General features: G+C 62.2%; 13 protein-coding genes. 11 read left to right on the forward strand and 2 right to left on the reverse strand.

The annotated features are described in order from the left end of the window. Nucleotides 1-119: 119 nt before the first annotated feature. The 9 genes from AB4048_RS17495 (at nucleotide 120) to AB4048_RS17535 (ending at nucleotide 12231) form a co-directional block, all read left to right on the forward strand. On the forward strand, nucleotides 120-1046 hold the full coding sequence (locus AB4048_RS17495; protein ID WP_442203259.1) for a D-alanine--D-alanine ligase: 927 nt from the start codon (nucleotides 120-122) through the stop codon (nucleotides 1044-1046). Beyond that, the gene (locus AB4048_RS17500) at nucleotides 1034-1966 is read left to right on the forward strand and encodes a cell division protein FtsQ/DivIB (protein WP_442203260.1); all 933 of its coding nucleotides are present in this window, start codon (nucleotides 1034-1036) and stop codon (nucleotides 1964-1966) included. Before AB4048_RS17495 ends, AB4048_RS17500 begins: the two co-directional genes overlap by 13 nt. Then, nucleotides 1963-3294 carry a cell division protein FtsA gene (ftsA, locus tag AB4048_RS17505; RefSeq protein WP_442203261.1) on the forward strand — a complete coding sequence of 444 codons (1332 nt, stop codon included), beginning with the start codon at nucleotides 1963-1965 and terminating at the stop codon, nucleotides 3292-3294. Before AB4048_RS17500 ends, ftsA begins: the two co-directional genes overlap by 4 nt. A gap of 96 nt (nucleotides 3295-3390) precedes the next feature. Then, a complete protein-coding gene (ftsZ, locus tag AB4048_RS17510) occupies nucleotides 3391-5100 on the forward strand; it encodes a cell division protein FtsZ (RefSeq protein WP_442203262.1) in 1710 nt (569 codons plus the stop codon). 300 nt (nucleotides 5101-5400) lie between these two features. Beyond that, nucleotides 5401-6363: a UDP-3-O-acyl-N-acetylglucosamine deacetylase gene (gene lpxC / locus AB4048_RS17515; RefSeq protein WP_442203263.1), complete on the forward strand. Its 963-nt coding sequence runs from the start codon at nucleotides 5401-5403 to the stop codon at nucleotides 6361-6363. Between the two features lie 298 nt (nucleotides 6364-6661). Next, nucleotides 6662-7531 (forward strand): outer membrane protein assembly factor BamD, encoded by an 870-nt coding sequence (locus AB4048_RS17520; protein ID WP_442203264.1) that lies wholly within the window; start codon nucleotides 6662-6664, stop codon nucleotides 7529-7531. A gap of 13 nt (nucleotides 7532-7544) precedes the next feature. Continuing rightward, on the forward strand, nucleotides 7545-9218 hold the full coding sequence (recN, locus tag AB4048_RS17525; protein ID WP_442203265.1) for a DNA repair protein RecN: 1674 nt from the start codon (nucleotides 7545-7547) through the stop codon (nucleotides 9216-9218). 206 nt (nucleotides 9219-9424) lie between these two features. Further along, nucleotides 9425-11581 carry an NAD-dependent DNA ligase LigA gene (ligA, locus tag AB4048_RS17530; protein WP_442203266.1) on the forward strand — a complete coding sequence of 719 codons (2157 nt, stop codon included), beginning with the start codon at nucleotides 9425-9427 and terminating at the stop codon, nucleotides 11579-11581. A gap of 161 nt (nucleotides 11582-11742) precedes the next feature. Further along, a complete protein-coding gene (locus AB4048_RS17535; RefSeq protein ID WP_442203267.1) occupies nucleotides 11743-12231 on the forward strand; it encodes a CreA family protein in 489 nt (162 codons plus the stop codon). Between the two features lie 93 nt (nucleotides 12232-12324). Here the strand turns inward: AB4048_RS17535 and AB4048_RS17540 are convergent, their stop codons facing one another. Both AB4048_RS17540 and AB4048_RS17545 read right to left on the reverse strand, forming a co-directional pair. Continuing rightward, nucleotides 12325-12789, reverse strand: coding sequence for a chemotaxis protein CheW (locus AB4048_RS17540; protein ID WP_442203268.1), 465 nt, complete (start codon nucleotides 12787-12789; stop codon nucleotides 12325-12327). 2 nt (nucleotides 12790-12791) lie between these two features. Next, nucleotides 12792-14756, reverse strand: coding sequence for a methyl-accepting chemotaxis protein (locus tag AB4048_RS17545; protein ID WP_442203269.1), 1965 nt, complete (start codon nucleotides 14754-14756; stop codon nucleotides 12792-12794). A 298-nt stretch (nucleotides 14757-15054) separates the two neighbouring features. Here AB4048_RS17545 and AB4048_RS17550 point away from each other — a divergent pair, with 298 nt between their 5' ends. Both AB4048_RS17550 and AB4048_RS17555 read left to right on the forward strand, forming a co-directional pair. Continuing rightward, nucleotides 15055-15660, forward strand: a complete 606-nt coding sequence (locus tag AB4048_RS17550; protein WP_442203270.1) for an SCO family protein — start codon at nucleotides 15055-15057, stop codon at nucleotides 15658-15660. 97 nt (nucleotides 15661-15757) lie between these two features. Next, nucleotides 15758-16636, forward strand: coding sequence for a 50S ribosomal protein L11 methyltransferase (locus AB4048_RS17555; RefSeq protein WP_442203271.1), 879 nt, complete (start codon nucleotides 15758-15760; stop codon nucleotides 16634-16636). Nucleotides 16637-16785 lie beyond the last annotated feature (149 nt).

Below are 16785 nucleotides of genomic sequence, written 5' to 3' on the forward strand. Positions count from 1 at the left end.
AAACACTTCATTAACCATAATGCAGTTGTAATGCGCTGGATCGAGGTACGGCGGGATTCGACGAAAAACAGTTTCACGCAAGCGTCGGCTGATGAATACGGAATGTGTTGGGGGTGTTGATGCGCGGTAGGCATGTTGCTGTCCTTATGGGCGGATTTTCCTCGGAGAGGCCTGTCAGCCTGTCCTCGGGAAAGGCATGCGCTGCCGCTCTCGAGGCGGAGGGCTATCGCGTCACCGTCATCGACGTTGAGCCCAACGTTTCGGCAAGGCTCGCCGATTTGAAGCCGGATGTCGTCTTCAATGCTCTGCACGGTCCTTTCGGTGAGGACGGCACGATCCAGGGCGTGCTTGAATATCTGCAGATCCCCTATACGCATTCCGGCGCGCTAGCCTCGGCGCTGGCCATGGACAAGGCGCGCGCCAAGCTGGTTGCCGCAAGCGCCGGAATTCCAATCGCCGAATCGCTGGTGATGAACCGGTTTGCCTTTGGCGCCGAGCATCCGCTCAAGCCGCCTTACGTGGTGAAGCCCGTGAAAGAGGGGTCGAGCTTCGGCGTCGTCATCGTCAAGGAAGATCAGGCTCATCCGCCTCAGGTCGTGACGTCGAGCGAATGGCGCTACGGGGACGAGGTTATCGTCGAGCGCTATGTTCATGGGCGTGAGCTGACCTGTGGGGTCATGGGCGATATCGCGCTCGGCGTGACGGAGATCGTGCCGTTGGGGCACAATTTCTATGACTACGATGCCAAATACGCGGCTGGCGGATCAAAGCACGTCATCCCGGCGGAAATTTCACCAAATATTTACCAAAAAGTACAAACATTGGCGTTAAGGGCGCATCAAGCAATCGGCTGCCGTGGCGTCAGTCGGTCCGACTTTCGATATGACGATCGCTTCTCCGAGGATGGAGAGATCATTTGGCTGGAGATCAACACTCAGCCTGGCATGACTCCCACATCGCTGGTGCCTGAAATGGCCGGACATGCCGGCTACTCATTTGGCGAATTTCTCCGGTGGATGGTGGAGGACGCGTCATGTTTGCGCTGACGGTCAATAAGTTAAGGCGCTCGCGCCACCGTGCCGTCGTGGCAATCGATGATAGCGAGGACCTCTTCGTCCTGCCGCGGCCGCTGCGCCGTGCGGTGCGCTTCTTCGTCAGCTTGGGGACGGGCCGCATCTATATTCCGGCCCATACCGGCACCGTGTCCGCGATCGCCTTCCTGGCTGCGACCGGGTTTTATGGCATGTCGCTCGGTGGCCACACGCAGACCGTTGCCCAGGCGACGACTGCCGCCGCGGGCTTTGCCATCGAGGATGTGAAAGTATCCGGCAACGAGCAGACGTCGGAAATCGAAATCCTGCAGCTTCTGGGTCTCGACGGGACGACTTCGCTGGTGGCGCTCGACGTCGATGCAGCCCGGCAGAAGATCGCAAACCTTCCCTGGGTGGAAAACGTCGAGGTCCGCAAGGTCTATCCGCGCGCCATCGAGGTCAAGCTCAAGGAAAAGGCCGCCTACGGCATCTGGCAGCATGGTTCCGAGCTGTCCGTGATCGAAAAGGGCGGCAAGATCATTGCGCCGTTGCGAGACAACAAGTTCGCCTCGCTGCCGCTTTTCGTCGGGCGCGATGCCGAAACGGCGGCTGCTTCCGTCGTTGATGAATTCGCCGACTGGCCGGATCTGCGTGGCCACGTCAAGGCATTCGTCCGCATCGCCGGCCGTCGCTGGGATCTCTATCTCGACAGCGGCATCGTCATCAAGCTGCCGGAAGACGGCGTCCAGGGCGCGCTTGCTCGGCTTGCGAAGATGAACAAGGAAGAAAACCTGCTCGCGCGTGACATCGCTGCGGTCGATTTTCGTCTGGAAGATCGCACGGCAATCGAATTGACGCCGGAAGCGGCCGAGCGCCGTCAGGCGGCGGTTGATGCCAGAACTAAGGCTTTGAAGAAGGCGGGGCAGGATACATGAGCATGTTTGGTTCGTCCCATTTCGGTTTGCCGCGCCTGAAGCCGCTTTCCTCGAAGCGGTCGCATATCGTTTCCGTGCTCGACATCGGCTCGACCAAGGTCGTTTGCATGATCGGCCGGCTGACGCCGCGCGAAGAGAGCCAGGTTCTTCCGAACCGGACCCATAACATCGAGATCATCGGTATCGGCCACCAGCGTTCACGCGGCATCAAGACCGGCGTGATTGCCGATCTGGACGCGGTCGAGGGCGTCATTCGCCTTGCGGTCGACGCCGCCGAGCGCATGGCCGGCCTCACCGTCGAAAGCCTCATCGTCAACGTCTCGGCCGGCCGGCTCGGCAGCGACGTCTATACAGCGACGATCGATCTCGGCGGCCAGGAAGTCGAGAGCAACGACCTGAAGAAGGTGCTGACTGCCGCCTGCCAGCAGTCGCTGCGCCAGGACCGGGCGGTGCTGCATTCGCTGGCGACAGGCTATTCGCTCGACGGCGAGCGCGGCATCCGCGATCCGCTGTCGATGTTCGGCGACACGCTCGGCGTCGACATGCATGTGGTCACGGCCGAACGCGCCGCACTTCGCAATCTCGAGCTCAGCGTCAACCGCGCGCATCTTTCGGTCGAAGGCATGGTGGCGACGCCCTATGCCAGCGGCCTTGCCGCTCTCGTCGACGACGAAGTCGAACTCGGCTGCGCTGCCATCGACATGGGCGGCGGCACGACGACGATATCGGTCTTTGCCGAGGGCAAGCTGGTGCATACCGATGCCGTCAGCCTCGGCGGCCATCATGTCACCACAGATCTGGCGCGTGGCCTCTCGACCCGTATCGAGGACGCCGAGCGGCTGAAGGTGGTGCACGCCTCGGCGCTGCCGAACTCGTCGGACGAGCGCGAGCTGATTTCCATTCCGCCGATCGGCGAGGATGACCGCGACCAGCCGAGCCAGGTGCCGAAGGCGCTGGTCTCGCGCATCGTGCGGGCCCGCATAGAAGAAACCCTCGAACTGATCCGCGACCGCATCCAGCGTTCGGGCTTTTCCCCGATCGTCGGCAAGCGCGTCGTGCTGACAGGTGGTGGAAGCCAGCTCACCGGCCTGCCGGAAGTGGCTCGCCGCATCCTGGCGCGGAACGTGCGCATCGGCCGTCCGATGGGCGTGTCCGGTCTGCCGACGGCGGCCAAGGGGCCCGCCTTTTCGACGGCGGTCGGCCTGATGATTTATCCGCAGGTCGCCGACATGGAGACACATGCGGGGGGAAACAGTCTGCTTTCGTCGCTCGGCGGAGGCAACAGCCGCATTGCCCGGGTCGGGCAGTGGCTGAAAGAGAGCTTTTGAGTGCCGGACCCCGGATCGCGGCGATCCGGGGTAGGCGGGGACATAAGTGAATTGGCCGGCGTGGCGATGCGGCCATAGATAAAAGGAACGGGTACAATGACTATCAAGCTGCAGAAGCCGGATATCACCGAACTGAAGCCCCGGATCACCGTTTTCGGTGTTGGTGGCGGTGGTGGCAATGCTGTCAACAACATGATCACCGCCGGCCTCCAGGGCGTCGACTTCGTCGTCGCCAACACGGACGCCCAGGCGCTGACCATGACCAAGGCCGAACGCATTATCCAGCTTGGCGTGAACGTGACCGAAGGTCTCGGCGCCGGCTCGCAGCCTGAAGTCGGCCGCGCGGCGGCTGAAGAATGCATCGACGAAATCGTCGATCACCTCAACGGCACGCATATGTGCTTCGTCACCGCCGGCATGGGCGGCGGCACGGGCACGGGTGCGGCACCTGTCGTGGCGCAGGCAGCCAGAAACAAGGGCATCCTGACGGTCGGCGTCGTCACCAAGCCGTTCCACTTCGAAGGTGGGCGCCGCATGCGGCTCGCCGAGATGGGCATTCAGGAACTGCAGAAGTCGGTCGACACGCTGATCGTGATCCCGAACCAGAATCTCTTCCGCATCGCCAACGACAAGACCACCTTTGCCGATGCCTTCGCCATGGCCGACCAGGTTCTCTATTCCGGTGTTGCCTGCATCACCGACCTGATGGTCAAGGAAGGCCTCATCAACCTCGACTTCGCCGACGTCCGCTCGGTGATGCGCGAGATGGGCCGAGCGATGATGGGTACCGGCGAAGCATCCGGCTCCGGCCGCGCGATGCAGGCTGCCGAGGCTGCAATCGCCAACCCGCTGCTCGATGAGACCTCGATGAAGGGCGCACAGGGCCTGCTGATCTCGATCACCGGCGGCCGCGACCTGACGCTCTTCGAAGTTGACGAAGCCGCGACCCGCATCCGCGAGGAAGTCGATCCGGACGCCAACATCATCCTCGGAGCAACCTTCGACGAATCGCTCGAAGGCATCATCCGCGTTTCTGTCGTCGCCACCGGCATCGATCGCGCGCTCAACGAGGCCGCGGCGAAGAATATGGAATTCCGCCAGGTCGCAAAGCCGCTTATCCGTCCCTCCGCGGCCGCCGCTCCGGCAGCGGCCGCAGTGCAGCCTGCCTACGTAGCGCAGGCACCGAAGGCCGCCGATCCGATCGCGCAGACCATCCGCATGGCGGAAGCAGAGATGGAACGCGAACTGGAAATCCCGGCCGCCCCGAAGCCGCATGCGGCGCAGGAAGAAACCTTCCGTCCGCAGAGCCGGATCTTCGCGGCCGCTCCTGAGGCTCCCGTCATGCGCCAGCCGGCTGCTCCGGCCCCGGTCATGCAGCAGCCGATGGCGCAGCCTGCGATCAGCCAGCCTCCGCAGCAGATGCGTCAGGAGCCGGTCATTCGCCAGGCCCCCGAGCAGGTCCGCATGCCGAAGGTGGAGGATTTCCCACCGGTAGTTCAGGCTGAAATCGATCATCGTTCTCAGCCCGCGGCGCAGCCGAGCGAGGATCGCGGACCGATGGGCCTCCTGAAGCGAATCACCAATTCGCTCGGGCGCCGCGAAGAAGACAGCGTTTCCGCCGACATGACTGCCGCTGCGCCAAGCGCCGCTTCGCAGCAGCGCCGGCCGCTCTCGCCGGAGGCCAGCCTCTATGCGCCGCGTCGCGGCCAGCTCGACGATCAGGGGCGTGCGGTGCCGCAGGCGCGCATGACCAACGAAGACGATCAGCTGGAAATTCCAGCCTTCCTGCGCCGTCAGTCGAACTGATTTCGCAGCATTCTCAAGGTTGCATGCCCGGGGCTCTCGCTCCGGGCATGTTTGTTATTAACGGTTCGTTAATTAATGAATTATCTAGTGAATTCAGTCACCTGCTTTCGTAACATAACGAAACGAACAGTGATTTGGATTGCGCCACCGCCGCGCGTATGAAGGGACATACAAGTGGCTGGAATCGCATAGAACAACGCATTGCATGTGCATTTCCCGGCAGTAACAAACTGGACCGATATCGGAATTAACGCGTACCGCGAATTCCTCGACGGCCAGAAGGATGAAGGCAGATTTTTTATGACTATCGGATTGCTGGGTTTTCAGACCACCATTGCCAGCCCGGTCACGATTGCCGGCACTGGCGTGCATTCCGGCTTGAACGTGTCGATTACGTTTCAGCCGGCTGAAGCTGGCACCGGCGTCGTCTTCCAGCGTGTGCACGACAACGGCGATGTGACCGAGCTCAAGGCAGTTTCCTCGCAGGTCGGCAACACTGATCTCTGCACCGTTCTCGGCTTTTCTCCGGCGCGGTCGGTCGCCACCGTCGAGCATGTTATGGCCGCCATCTATGCGATGGGCCTCGACAACGTGCTGGTCGAAGTGCAAGGCCCCGAGATGCCGATCATGGACGGCAGTTCATATCCCTTTATCGAAGCGATCGAGCAGACCGGCCTGGTGTCGCTCGGCGTCAAGCGTCGCTACATTCGCGTCGTCAAGCCGGTTCGCATCGAGGCAGGCGGCTCCTGGTGCGAGTTCCGTCCGCACGACACGACCCGCTTCGAGGTGGAAATCGATTTCGACTGCCCGCTCATCGGGCGCCAGAAGTGGCAAGGCGACCTGACGGCTCAGACATTCAAGTCCGAGCTCGCGCGCGCCCGCACCTTCGGCTTCATGCGCGACGTCGAGCGTCTGTGGGCCTCCGGCCACGCGCTCGGCTCTTCGCTAGAAAACTCGGTCGTCATTTCCGACGACAACACGGTCATCAACGTCGAAGGCCTGCGCTACGCCAAGGATGAATTCGTGCGTCACAAGACGCTCGACGCCATTGGCGACCTGGCGCTGGCCGGCGCTCCGTTCATCGGCCTCTACCGCTCCTATCGCGGCGGCCACAAGATGAACGCCAATGCGCTCAAGGCTTTGCTCAGCGACCCCTCGGCTTATGAAGTCGTTGAGGCAGCGTCCGCTGCACCGCGCAAGCGCGCCGCCCGGCGCGAATTCGTCGCGGTGAGCGCTCCCGAGTTCGCCCCCTGGTCGGCATGACCTCCAGAATTCTTGAATGACCAGGGCGGATTGCCGCCTCCCCAAACAGGGAGGCGGCTCTTTCTTTATTGGGCGCGAAACCGCTGAGTCTCGGCGCGGGGCGCAGGCTTGCCCAACGGCGCCTGCTTGTATTTGAAATTCCTGTGAATTCAGGGGTTAGAGCTGTCAATTCCGCCACTTCCTGCCATAAAAATGCGTTAATGCGCCATCATTGCGTTGCCCTGTTGATGCTTTTGTGGCTAGAAACGCCCAGCGATAGGCTGTCGTTTCGGTTGCGATGGCGGTTGGGATTTATCCGATGGGTTTTGCAAGGTCTGACAGCATGAGAATTACAGCGCGTGCGCTGATTGTTTCGCTTCTCTTGACGGGAGCGGGTCTGGCGGTCACCGGATGCCAATCGGACAAAGACATCGATATCACCAAGCTCGGTTTCGACGCCGATCCGCCGGAAGTCTTGTATAACCAGGGCCTGGCGAACATCAAAGCCGGCAACATGACCGAGGCTGGGCGCAAGTTCGACGCCGTCAACCAGCAGCAGCCGTTTTCCGAGTGGGGCCGCAAGGCGATGGTCATGAGCACCTTCGTCAAGTACCGCCAGGGCCGAAACGATGAGGCCATCGAGACCGGCAATACCTATTTGAAGCAGTATCCGGGATCGGAAGACGCAGCTTACGTGCAATATCTGGTCGGCGCCTCCTACGCCAAGCAGATCGTCGACGTGACGCAGGACCAGCGCGCCGCGCAGCAGACGATCGTGGCGATGCAGAAGGTCGTGGACAACTATCCGAAGTCGGAATACGTCGACGACGCTCAGGCGAAGATCCGTTATGCGCGCGACCAGCTGGCCGGCAAGGAAATGCAGATCGGCCGCTACTACCTGGAACGCAAGGACTATCTTGCGGCGATTTCGCGCTTCCGCATCGTGGTCGAGCAATATCCAAATACCAACCAGATCGAAGAGGCGCTGGCGCGCCTGGTCGAGGCCTACTACGCGATGGGCATCGTTCAGGAAGCGCAGACGGCGGCCGCCGTTCTCGGTCACAACTATCCTGACAGCCAGTGGTACGCCGATTCCTTCAAGCTGTTGAAGAGCGCCGGAACCGCGCCGCGTGAGAACGAGGGCTCCTGGATTGCGCGTGCAGGCAAGAAGCTACTTCTCGGGACGTGAGACCTGAACCAAGATGCTGATCCAGCTATCGATCCGCGATATCGTACTGATCGAGCGGCTGGATCTTGCCTTCGAGACCGGGCTTTCTGTGCTGACCGGCGAGACCGGCGCCGGCAAATCCATTCTGCTTGACAGTCTTTCGCTGGCACTTGGCGGTCGCGGCGACGGCGATCTCGTGCGCCATGGCGAGGACAAGGGGCAGGTGACGGCCGTTTTCGACGTCGGCATGGATCACGCTGTCCGCAGGCTGCTCCGAGAAAACGGCATCGACGACGACGGCGACCTCATCTTCCGCCGCACGCAATCCGCCGACGGCCGTACCAAGGCCTTCGTGAACGATCAGCCGCTCAGCGTCCAGCTCCTGCGGCAGGCGGGGCAACTGCTCGTCGAGATCCATGGCCAGCACGACGATCGTGCCCTGGTCGACACGGACGCACACCGTGCGCTGCTCGATGCCTTCGCTGGCCTTGGCGAGGAGGCGCAGCAGCTTTCAGGCCTCTACCGCATCTGGCGCGATATCGAGCGGACGCTGAAAAAGCACCGCGAGAAGGTTGAGAACGCCGCGCGCGAGGCCGACTATCTGCGCGCCTCCGTCGAAGAACTCGATAAGCTGTCGCCGCAGGACGGCGAGGAGGAGGAGCTTGCCGAACGCCGTTCGCGGATGATGAAGGCCGAGCGTATCGCCGGCGACATATCGGAAGCCTCCGACTTTCTGAACGGCAATGCCTCGCCCGTTCCGCACATCGCCTCGCTGGTGCGCCGCCTTGAGCGCAAGAGCCACGAGGCACCGGGTCTGCTCGAAGACACGGTGGCGCTGCTCGACGCAGCCCTCGATCACCTGTCCAACGCGCAGATGGAAGTGGAGGCCGCGCTCCGCAAGACGGAATACGATCCGAAGGAGCTGGAGCGCGTCGAGGAGCGGCTGTTTGCGCTGCGCGCCGCCTCGCGCAAATATTCCGTTCCAGTCACCAGCCTGCCGGCGCTTGCGGCGAGGATGATCGTCGACCTCGCCGATCTCGATGCCGGCGAGGAAAAGCTTGGCAAGCTCGAGGTGGAGCTTCTTGCAGCGAAAGCAAACTTCGACGCCGCCGCCCGCACGCTGTCGGACAAGCGCATCCACGCCGGCGAAGCGTTGGCCGCCGCCGTCATGGCCGAGCTGCCGGCGCTGAAGCTGGAGCGCGCCCGCTTCATGGTCGAGGTCCGCACCGACGCCGGCGAGCCGACAGCCGACGGCATCGACGTTGTCGAATTCCATGTCCAGACCAACCCGGGCACGCGCCCGGGGCCGATCATGAAGGTGGCCTCGGGCGGCGAGCTTTCACGCTTTCTGCTGGCGCTCAAGGTGGCGCTTGCCGACCGTGGCTCGGCACCGACCCTCGTCTTCGACGAAATCGACACGGGTGTCGGCGGGGCGGTCGCGGATGCCATCGGCCAACGACTGAAGCGCCTTTCCGAGCGCGTGCAGGTTCTGTCCGTTACGCATGCCCCCCAGGTCGCCGCCCGTGCCGCGACGCATCTGCTGATCTCCAAAGGGCCGGCTTCCGAAGGATCGGAAAAGATCGCCACCCGCGTCGCCACCATGGCGCCGACGGACCGCACCGAGGAGATCGCCCGCATGCTCGCCGGCGCCTCTGTGACCGACGAGGCGAGGGCGGCAGCTGCCAGGCTGCTGGCGGGTGGCGCCTAGCTCGCTCCGCGTTTGAGCGACACGCTGTGCCCCCCGGCGCGGTTGCTGCCTCGAATTGTCGGAGGAGGCACAGGAGGTTCGCAGAAGGCTTTGCGAAGAAATCGCCGACCATTAGTCTATGTCTCGCTCTCAAGGAGGGGGTGGAGACACTTTCCATCCCCGGAAATTGCTCTTAAAAACAGCTTCAGATTCTCTGGAGCACCCATATGTCCACCGAGCAGATCGCCGTTGAAAGCTTGACCGAAGAGGACGCCGCTTCCGAGCTGGAGCGGTTGGCAAGGGAGATCGCCCGTAACGACGCGCTCTATCACGGCAAGGATGCGCCTGATATTTCGGATGCGGACTACGACGCGCTGAAGCGGCGCAACGACGCGATCGAGGCGCGGTTTCCGAGCCTCATTCGCCCCGACAGTCCCTCGCGCCATGTCGGGGCCGCACCTTCTGAGACCTTCGCCCCCGTCGTGCACGCCCGGCCAATGCTCTCGCTCGACAACACGTTTTCTCAAGAAGACGTCCAGGATTTCGTGGCGGGTGTCTATCGCTTCCTCGGGCGCTTGCCGGATCAGTCGATCGTATTCACCGCCGAGCCGAAGATCGACGGGCTTTCCATGTCGATCCGCTACGAGAATGGCCGCATGGTGAGCGCTGCGACCCGTGGCGACGGGACGACGGGCGAAAACGTCACTGCCAATATCCGGACCATCAAGGAGATCCCGCAGGTGCTGCCGAAGGGCGTACCCTCGGTCGTCGAGGTGCGCGGCGAAGTCTATATGGCGAAAAGCGACTTTCTGGCGCTCAACGCCCAGATGGAGGCCGAAGGCAAGCAGACCTACGTCAACCCGCGCAACACAGCCGCCGGTTCGCTGCGGCAACTCGATCCCAAGGTGACGGCGAGCCGGAAATTGAAATTCTTCGCCTATGCCTGGGGCGAGATGTCGGACATGCCTGCCGACAGCCAGTACGACATGGTCCGGATGTTCAAGGACTGGGGTTTCCCGGTCAATCCGCTGATGAAACGGCTGAATTCCGTCGCCGATATTCTTTCGCATTACGACGAGATCGGGTTGAAGCGTCCGGGGCTCGACTACGACATCGACGGCGTCGTCTACAAGGTCGACAGCTTGGAACTCCAGGCCCGGCTCGGCTTCCGTTCCCGCAGCCCGCGCTGGGCGACGGCGCATAAATTTCCTGCCGAGCAAGCCTTCACGACGGTCGAAAACATCGACATCCAGGTGGGGCGCACCGGCGCGCTGACCCCGGTAGCGCGCCTGACGCCGATCACAGTCGGCGGTGTCGTCGTCACCAATGCGACGTTGCACAACGCGGATTATATCAAGGGCATCGGCAATTCCGGCGAGCGCATCCGCGAGGACGATCACGATATCCGTATCGGCGATACGGTCATCGTGCAGCGGGCGGGGGACGTCATTCCCCAGGTGCTTGACGTCGTCATGGAGAAACGAGCTCCCGGGGCGAAACCCTATGAATTCCCGACAGTCTGCCCGGTGTGCGGCAGCCACGCGGTGCGTGAGAAGAACGAGAAGACCGGCAAGCTCGATTCGGTCACCCGCTGCACCGGCGGCTTTATCTGCCGCGCGCAGGCGACCGAGCACCTGAAGCACTTCGTCTCGCGCAACGCCTTCGACATAGAGGGGCTCGGGACGAAGCAGGTGGATTTCTTCTTTGAAAACGACGACCCGGCGCTGCAAATCCGCACCGCACCCGATATCTTCACACTGGAGGAACGCCAGGCCGGTTCCCTGACCAAGCTTGAGAATATCGACGGCTTCGGCAAGGTCAGCGTTGCCAAGCTCTATGCCGCGATCAGCGAGCGCCGCCGCATCGCGCTCCACCGCTTCATCTACGCACTCGGCATCCGCCATGTGGGCGAGACGACGGCAAAGCTTTTGGCGCGCTCCTACGGCAACTACGAGGCCTTCGAAGCCGGCATGAAGGAAGCGGCCACGCTCGCAGGCGATGCCTGGAACGACCTCAACGCCATCGAAGGCATCGGCGAGATCATGGCGCGCGCCATCGTCGAATTCTACAAGGAACCGCGCAATACGGAGGTGATCACCCGTCTGCTCGGCCAAGTGACGCCGCTTGAGGCCGAAAAGCCGACCACTGCGGGAAGCCCCGTCGCCGGCAAAACCGTGGTCTTTACCGGCTCGCTTGAAAAATTCACGCGCGACGAAGCCAAGGCCAGAGCCGAGGGCCTCGGCGCCAAGGTCGCGGGCTCGGTTTCAAAGAACACCGATATCGTCGTTGCCGGCCCCGGGGCAGGCTCCAAACTCGACAAGGCACGCGAACTCGGCGTCCAGACCATGGACGAGGACGAGTGGCTGGCATTGATCGGCGGATGAGACCCGGCCTTAGACCGTTTCCGTTTTTCTTCGAAACACGAAAACGGTCTATCTACTTGTATTTACGCAATTCCGGACGGAAAACCGTGTCACACTTTTCCTGGAATTGCTCTAGTGGGCCTGTCCGCTCTCTGATCAGCTGCATTCATCAGGAGACCATCATGCGTCGTTCTTTAAACCTTGCCGCCGCTCTTTTCGTCATCCTGCTTGCCGGTGCGGCCTCGGCCGAGATCGTCGGGCGGGTGGGGGTCGACTGGACGGGCAACGACATTCTCGTGGACGCGGTCGCCGATCCTGCCGTCAGTGGCGTCACCTGCCACGTCACCTATTTCGATCGCAGCGTCATCGACCGCCTGCGCAAGGGCAACTGGTTCGAGGATCCGTCGAACAATTCGATTGCCTGCAACCAGACGGGACCGATCGTCATCGACGAGATCAGCCTGTCGCCGGGTGGGCAAGAGGTGTTCAAGGCGAGCATGTCGCTGATCTGGAAGAAGCTGGTCGTCAACCGCATCTACGACAAGAAAAACGACACGCTGATCTATCTCGCCCATTCGCGTGAACTGACCGACGGGTCGGCCAAGATGTCGATTTCGACGATCCCGCTCTACGGCCAGAACGTCAGCTGGAAAAACGGGAAGCCCCAATAGGAGGCAACACCCTGCCGCCATGCGGACAACAAGAGAAAACCGCCCTGAAACGTTCGGCTCCAGGGCGGTTTGTGTGGGCGTAGTACGATTGCGTCAGGCCGCCTGGGTAAGTTCGTCGGCGATGACGGTGTCGAGGTTGAGGAAGCAGACCATGGTCTTTTCGCGCGCCACGATGCCGCGGCAGAAGGCGCGCTGGGCTTCCGGAATGATCTCCGGCGCCGGTTGCAGGTCTTCGCTCTTGATGGTCATCATATCGGATACCTGCTCGACCAGGAGGCCGACGAGCTTGCCGGCGATATCGGTGACGATGATGGCGGAGCGCTCGGAAGGCTCGGTCATCTTCATGCCGAGGCGGCAAGCCATGTCGATGACCGGGATCACCGCGCCGCGCAGGTTGATGAGACCAAGGACATAGGGCGGCGTATGCGGCATCGGCGTGACGGGCGCCCAGCCGCGGATTTCACGGATCGCCATGATGTCGATGCAGAATTCCTGATCGGCGAGATGGAAGGAGACGATCTCCAGATAGGCACCAGACTGCTTGATCGCGTTGTTCATGCTCAAAACTCTTCCCAGTTGCCGCCTGCCGCCGAAGCACTCACCTTCGCGGCCGGGCTGTTGTTGAAGGCTCCCGCGACCTTGCTCATCAGGTTGCGCGCGGGGGAGGGTTTCGCCTGCGAGGCGACGGTTACCGCCTTCGGCGCTTGACGGGCGTTCATGCCCGCTTGAATTCGGAACTGGCCCACCAGTTCGCTCAGATTTTCCGCGTCGGTCGCGAGCGCATGGCTGGAGGCGTTGGTTTCCTCGACCATGGCGGCGTTCTTCTGCGTGACCTGATCCATCTGGCTGATGGCGGAATTGATTTCGCCAAGCCCGGTGGATTGTTCGCGCGCCGAGGTTACGATCGACTTAACGTGGTCGTTGATGCGCAGCACATCGTCGCCGATCTCGCGCAGCGCCTCGCCGGCGGCCGTCACGAGTTCGCCACCAACCTTGACCTCCGCGCTCGATTTGCCGACCAGTGCCTTGATATCCTTGGCGGCGCCCGCGGCACGTCCGGCAAGTTCACGCACTTCCTGGGCGACGACCGCAAAGCCCTTGCCGGCGTCGCCGGCGCGAGCGGCCTCGACGCCCGCATTGAGCGCCAGGAGGTTGGTCTGGAAGGCGATCTCATCGATGACGTTGATGATGGTGCCGATCTCGCGCGAAGCGTTCTCGATCCGCTGCATCGCGGCCATGGCCTCGCTGACGACGCGATCGGATTTTTCGGTGTTCTGGCGGGTGTGTTCGACCATGTGGCCGACTTCCTCGGCGCGCTGGGTGGCGTTGCGGACGGTCGCGGTGATCTGGTCGAGGGCAGCGGAGGTTTCTTCGAGAGAAGCTGCCTGCTGCTCCGTGCGCTTGGAGAGGTCGTCGGCGGCCGAGCGCATCTGGCGGCTGTTGGCCTCGATCGAGCCGGCGTTGGAGACGATGTCCAGCATGACGCGCTGCAGGTGGCCGGTCGTCTGGTTGAAGTCGGCGCGCAGCCGCTCCAGATCCTCGCGGAAGGGCTGCTCGATGGTGATCGTCAGGTCGCCTTCGGCAAGCCGATTCATGCCGCGCGCCAGCTGGTCGACGGCGGCTTCGACCGCCTGCTCGCTGGCGAGCCGCGCGGCCTCCCGCTGGCGGCGCTCGTCTTCGCTCTGCCGGCGCTCGTCGGCGCTGCGGTTTTCCAATGCCTGCTTTTCGACAGCCGCAATGCGAAAGACTTCGGCCGCGCGGGCCATGTCGCCGATTTCGTCGCCGCGACCGGTGCCGGCGACCTCGCTCCTGTAGTCGCCGTCCATGATGCGCTGCATGCTGATGCGGACCGCCTCGATGCCGCGGCGGATCGAACCGCCATGGATCGTCTGCAGCACGGCCATGGCGGCAAGCGCAACGAGCCCAAGGCCGATTTGATAGTAGAGCGAGCCAGCGGCCGTCTCACCCGCGGCGTCGACATGGTTTTCGGCAAGTGCACTTCCGGCAGTCGTCAGCTTTTCGAAGAGGGTGGTCAGCTTGTCCCCGGCGGCGTCCAGCTTGTCGTCGATTTCGCCGAAGGCCTTGTCATCGGCGCCGGCTTCCACCAGGCCCTTGAGATCGACAAGCGCAAGCTTCCGCAGCGCTGCCACGTCCGTATCATAGGACGCGACGCTGGCCGCGTTGTCGATCTCGCCGGCGAGACGCGTCACGGCGCTCGAACCCTCCGTCAGCTTCTCGATCGATTTGTTCATGATCTCGAGCCGATCGGCGTGAACGCTGCGCTCGCCGCGATCCACGATCGTATCCATCGTTGCAAGCACAAGATCAACAGCGGCGAGCCGCATGGCGGATACGTCGTCGACGATGTCCTGCGTCGCGTTGGCGCGGTGCAGAGCATTGCTCGTCTGGGTGTTCTCGTACACGCCCACCGCGACCATCGCCGCGACGCCGATGAACGCCGCGCCACCGAGGGTCCAGAGCCGTTGGCTGACTGAAAAGCTTCTACGCACGTTCGATGCAGTCATGGAATGCTGACCTCTGGCCGGAAACTCGGCGAATGATTTTGCTGATTGATGGATCATCGGGGAGGGCCGGGATAAGCAGCATCCGGCTGACGTCATGTCGCTTCGGCAGATCTGCCGTCCACAGTGGCTAAAACTAGCATTGATCGTTTAATCCTTCGCTAACGCTGTTTCGTCGTTCGTCGATAGGCGCGCGCGTGACCGCGAAAAACGTCTTGTTGAATTGCGCGGGCTGCGGCAGCGGGCTAAACCTCACGCGCGCGGCAGTATTTGCTGCCATGACAATTCGGGAAAGGCAATTATGAAAGCGCTTCGCATCGGGATCTGGGTTGCCGTCTTCGTGCTGGCCGCAGCGCTCGGCTGGCTCACGCTCGGTATCACCAAGACGCCAGAAGGCACTGTGGCATCGGGACCTTTTGGTGTGCCGTTCACGCTGGTCAGCCAATCCGGGCAGCCGATCAGCGAGCAGGCGTTCCGCGGCAAACCGACGGCGGTATTCTTCGGATATACCCATTGCCCCGATGTCTGCCCGACGACGCTTTTCGAGCTGGATGGCTGGCTGCAGAAGGTCGATCCTGATGGCTCCAAGCTCAATGCTTATTTCGTGACCGTTGATCCCGACCGCGACACTCCGGAGTTGATGAACCAATACGTCTCCAACGTCTCGAAGCGGATCGTCGGAATTTCCGGCCCACCGGACAAGGTGCTGGACATGGTGAAAGGCTTCAGGGTCTACGCCAAGAAGGTGCCGCTCGACGCCAACGCTCCGAACGGCGACTACACGATGGACCACTCGGCCTCCGTCTTCCTCCTCGACGACGAGGGTCGCTTTGCCGGTACCATCGCCTACCAGGAAAATCCGGACACCGCCGTCAAGAAGCTCGAAAACCTGATGAAACGCGGGTAGGGGGCATGTTAGTTCGTCTTGCATGACGCGACCGGCTGCGATACGCGGAAGGTAACGCGGCCGCGAGGCCGAACGACGATCGAGAAAGAGCACGGCCTTGAGTGAAATCCGCCTTTACGTGACGACCACCGAGAGGAAGGCCGAGCAGATCCTCGATCTGATGACCGTCGTTTTCGAGGATGACGATTTCGCGATCGGCACGACGGAAATCGACGAGAAGAACGACGTCTGGCAAGCGTCGATCTACCTGATGGCCGACGATGAGGCGGAAGTCGCGGTACGCTTCGCTGCGTTGCTTCAGCCCGAATTTCCCGACCTTCCCATCGAAAGAGAAGTCATCCCCGACGTCGACTGGATCGCCAAGTCGCTCGAGGGACTGAAGCCGGTGAGGGCTGGTCGGTTTCTCGTGCACGGCTCGCACGATCGCGAGAAGGTTCGCTCTGGCGATGTCGCAATCGAAATCGATGCCGGCCAGGCGTTCGGAACCGGCCATCACGGCACGACGGCGGGATGCCTCGAAACCATTGAGACTGTGCTTCGGAGCCGCGATGTGCGTAACGCTCTCGACCTCGGCACCGGCAGCGGCGTGCTGGCGATCGCGGTGCGCAAGCTGAAGAACATACCGGTTCTCGCAACCGACATCGATCCTATCGCCGTTCGCGTCGCCCGCGAAAATGTCCGCAAGAACGGCATCGTCTCGGGCATTTCGCTGGAAACAGCCGCGGGGCTTCATTCCACCGCCTTTGCCCGGCATGGTCCCTTCGACTTGATCATCGGCAACATTCTAGCCCGGCCGCTGATGAAGCTTGCGCCCGGGCTTGCGACGCATTTGGCGCCGGGCGGCTCGATGATCCTCTCCGGCATCCTTGCCTCGCAGCGCTGGAAGGTTCTGGCTGCCTACAATGGCGCCAAGCTGCGTCACGTGCGCACCATCTGGCGAAACGGCTGGGTGACCATCCATCTCGACCGGCCTTGAGGCCAAGCATCTCGTCTGAAAATGCAAAAGGCGGCGCTCGCGCGCCGCCTTTTGTTGATCGGTTTTTTTGCCGATCCTGTCCGCGAACACGAAGGCTCAAGCGGACTTAGCGCTTCTGACGGCGGATCCGGCTGGGAGGAAACCGGATC

It is taken from the genome of Rhizobium sp. RAF56 (assembly GCF_052113965.1).
Lineage (GTDB): Bacteria > Pseudomonadota > Alphaproteobacteria > Rhizobiales > Rhizobiaceae > Rhizobium.

Coding starts and splice junctions, on each gene's coding strand:
- AB4048_RS17495 (WP_442203259.1), top strand. CDS start 120: ATGCGCGGTAGGCATGTTGCTGTCCTTATGGGCGGATTTTCCTCGGAG.
- AB4048_RS17500 (WP_442203260.1), top strand. CDS start 1,034: ATGTTTGCGCTGACGGTCAATAAGTTAAGGCGCTCGCGCCACCGTGCC.
- ftsA (WP_442203261.1), top strand. CDS start 1,963: ATGAGCATGTTTGGTTCGTCCCATTTCGGTTTGCCGCGCCTGAAGCCG.
- ftsZ (WP_442203262.1), top strand. CDS start 3,391: ATGACTATCAAGCTGCAGAAGCCGGATATCACCGAACTGAAGCCCCGG.
- lpxC (WP_442203263.1), top strand. CDS start 5,401: ATGACTATCGGATTGCTGGGTTTTCAGACCACCATTGCCAGCCCGGTC.
- AB4048_RS17520 (WP_442203264.1), top strand. CDS start 6,662: ATGGGTTTTGCAAGGTCTGACAGCATGAGAATTACAGCGCGTGCGCTG.
- recN (WP_442203265.1), top strand. CDS start 7,545: ATGCTGATCCAGCTATCGATCCGCGATATCGTACTGATCGAGCGGCTG.
- ligA (WP_442203266.1), top strand. CDS start 9,425: ATGTCCACCGAGCAGATCGCCGTTGAAAGCTTGACCGAAGAGGACGCC.
- AB4048_RS17535 (WP_442203267.1), top strand. CDS start 11,743: ATGCGTCGTTCTTTAAACCTTGCCGCCGCTCTTTTCGTCATCCTGCTT.
- AB4048_RS17540 (WP_442203268.1), bottom strand. CDS start 12,789: ATGAACAACGCGATCAAGCAGTCTGGTGCCTATCTGGAGATCGTCTCC.
- AB4048_RS17545 (WP_442203269.1), bottom strand. CDS start 14,756: ATGACTGCATCGAACGTGCGTAGAAGCTTTTCAGTCAGCCAACGGCTC.
- AB4048_RS17550 (WP_442203270.1), top strand. CDS start 15,055: ATGAAAGCGCTTCGCATCGGGATCTGGGTTGCCGTCTTCGTGCTGGCC.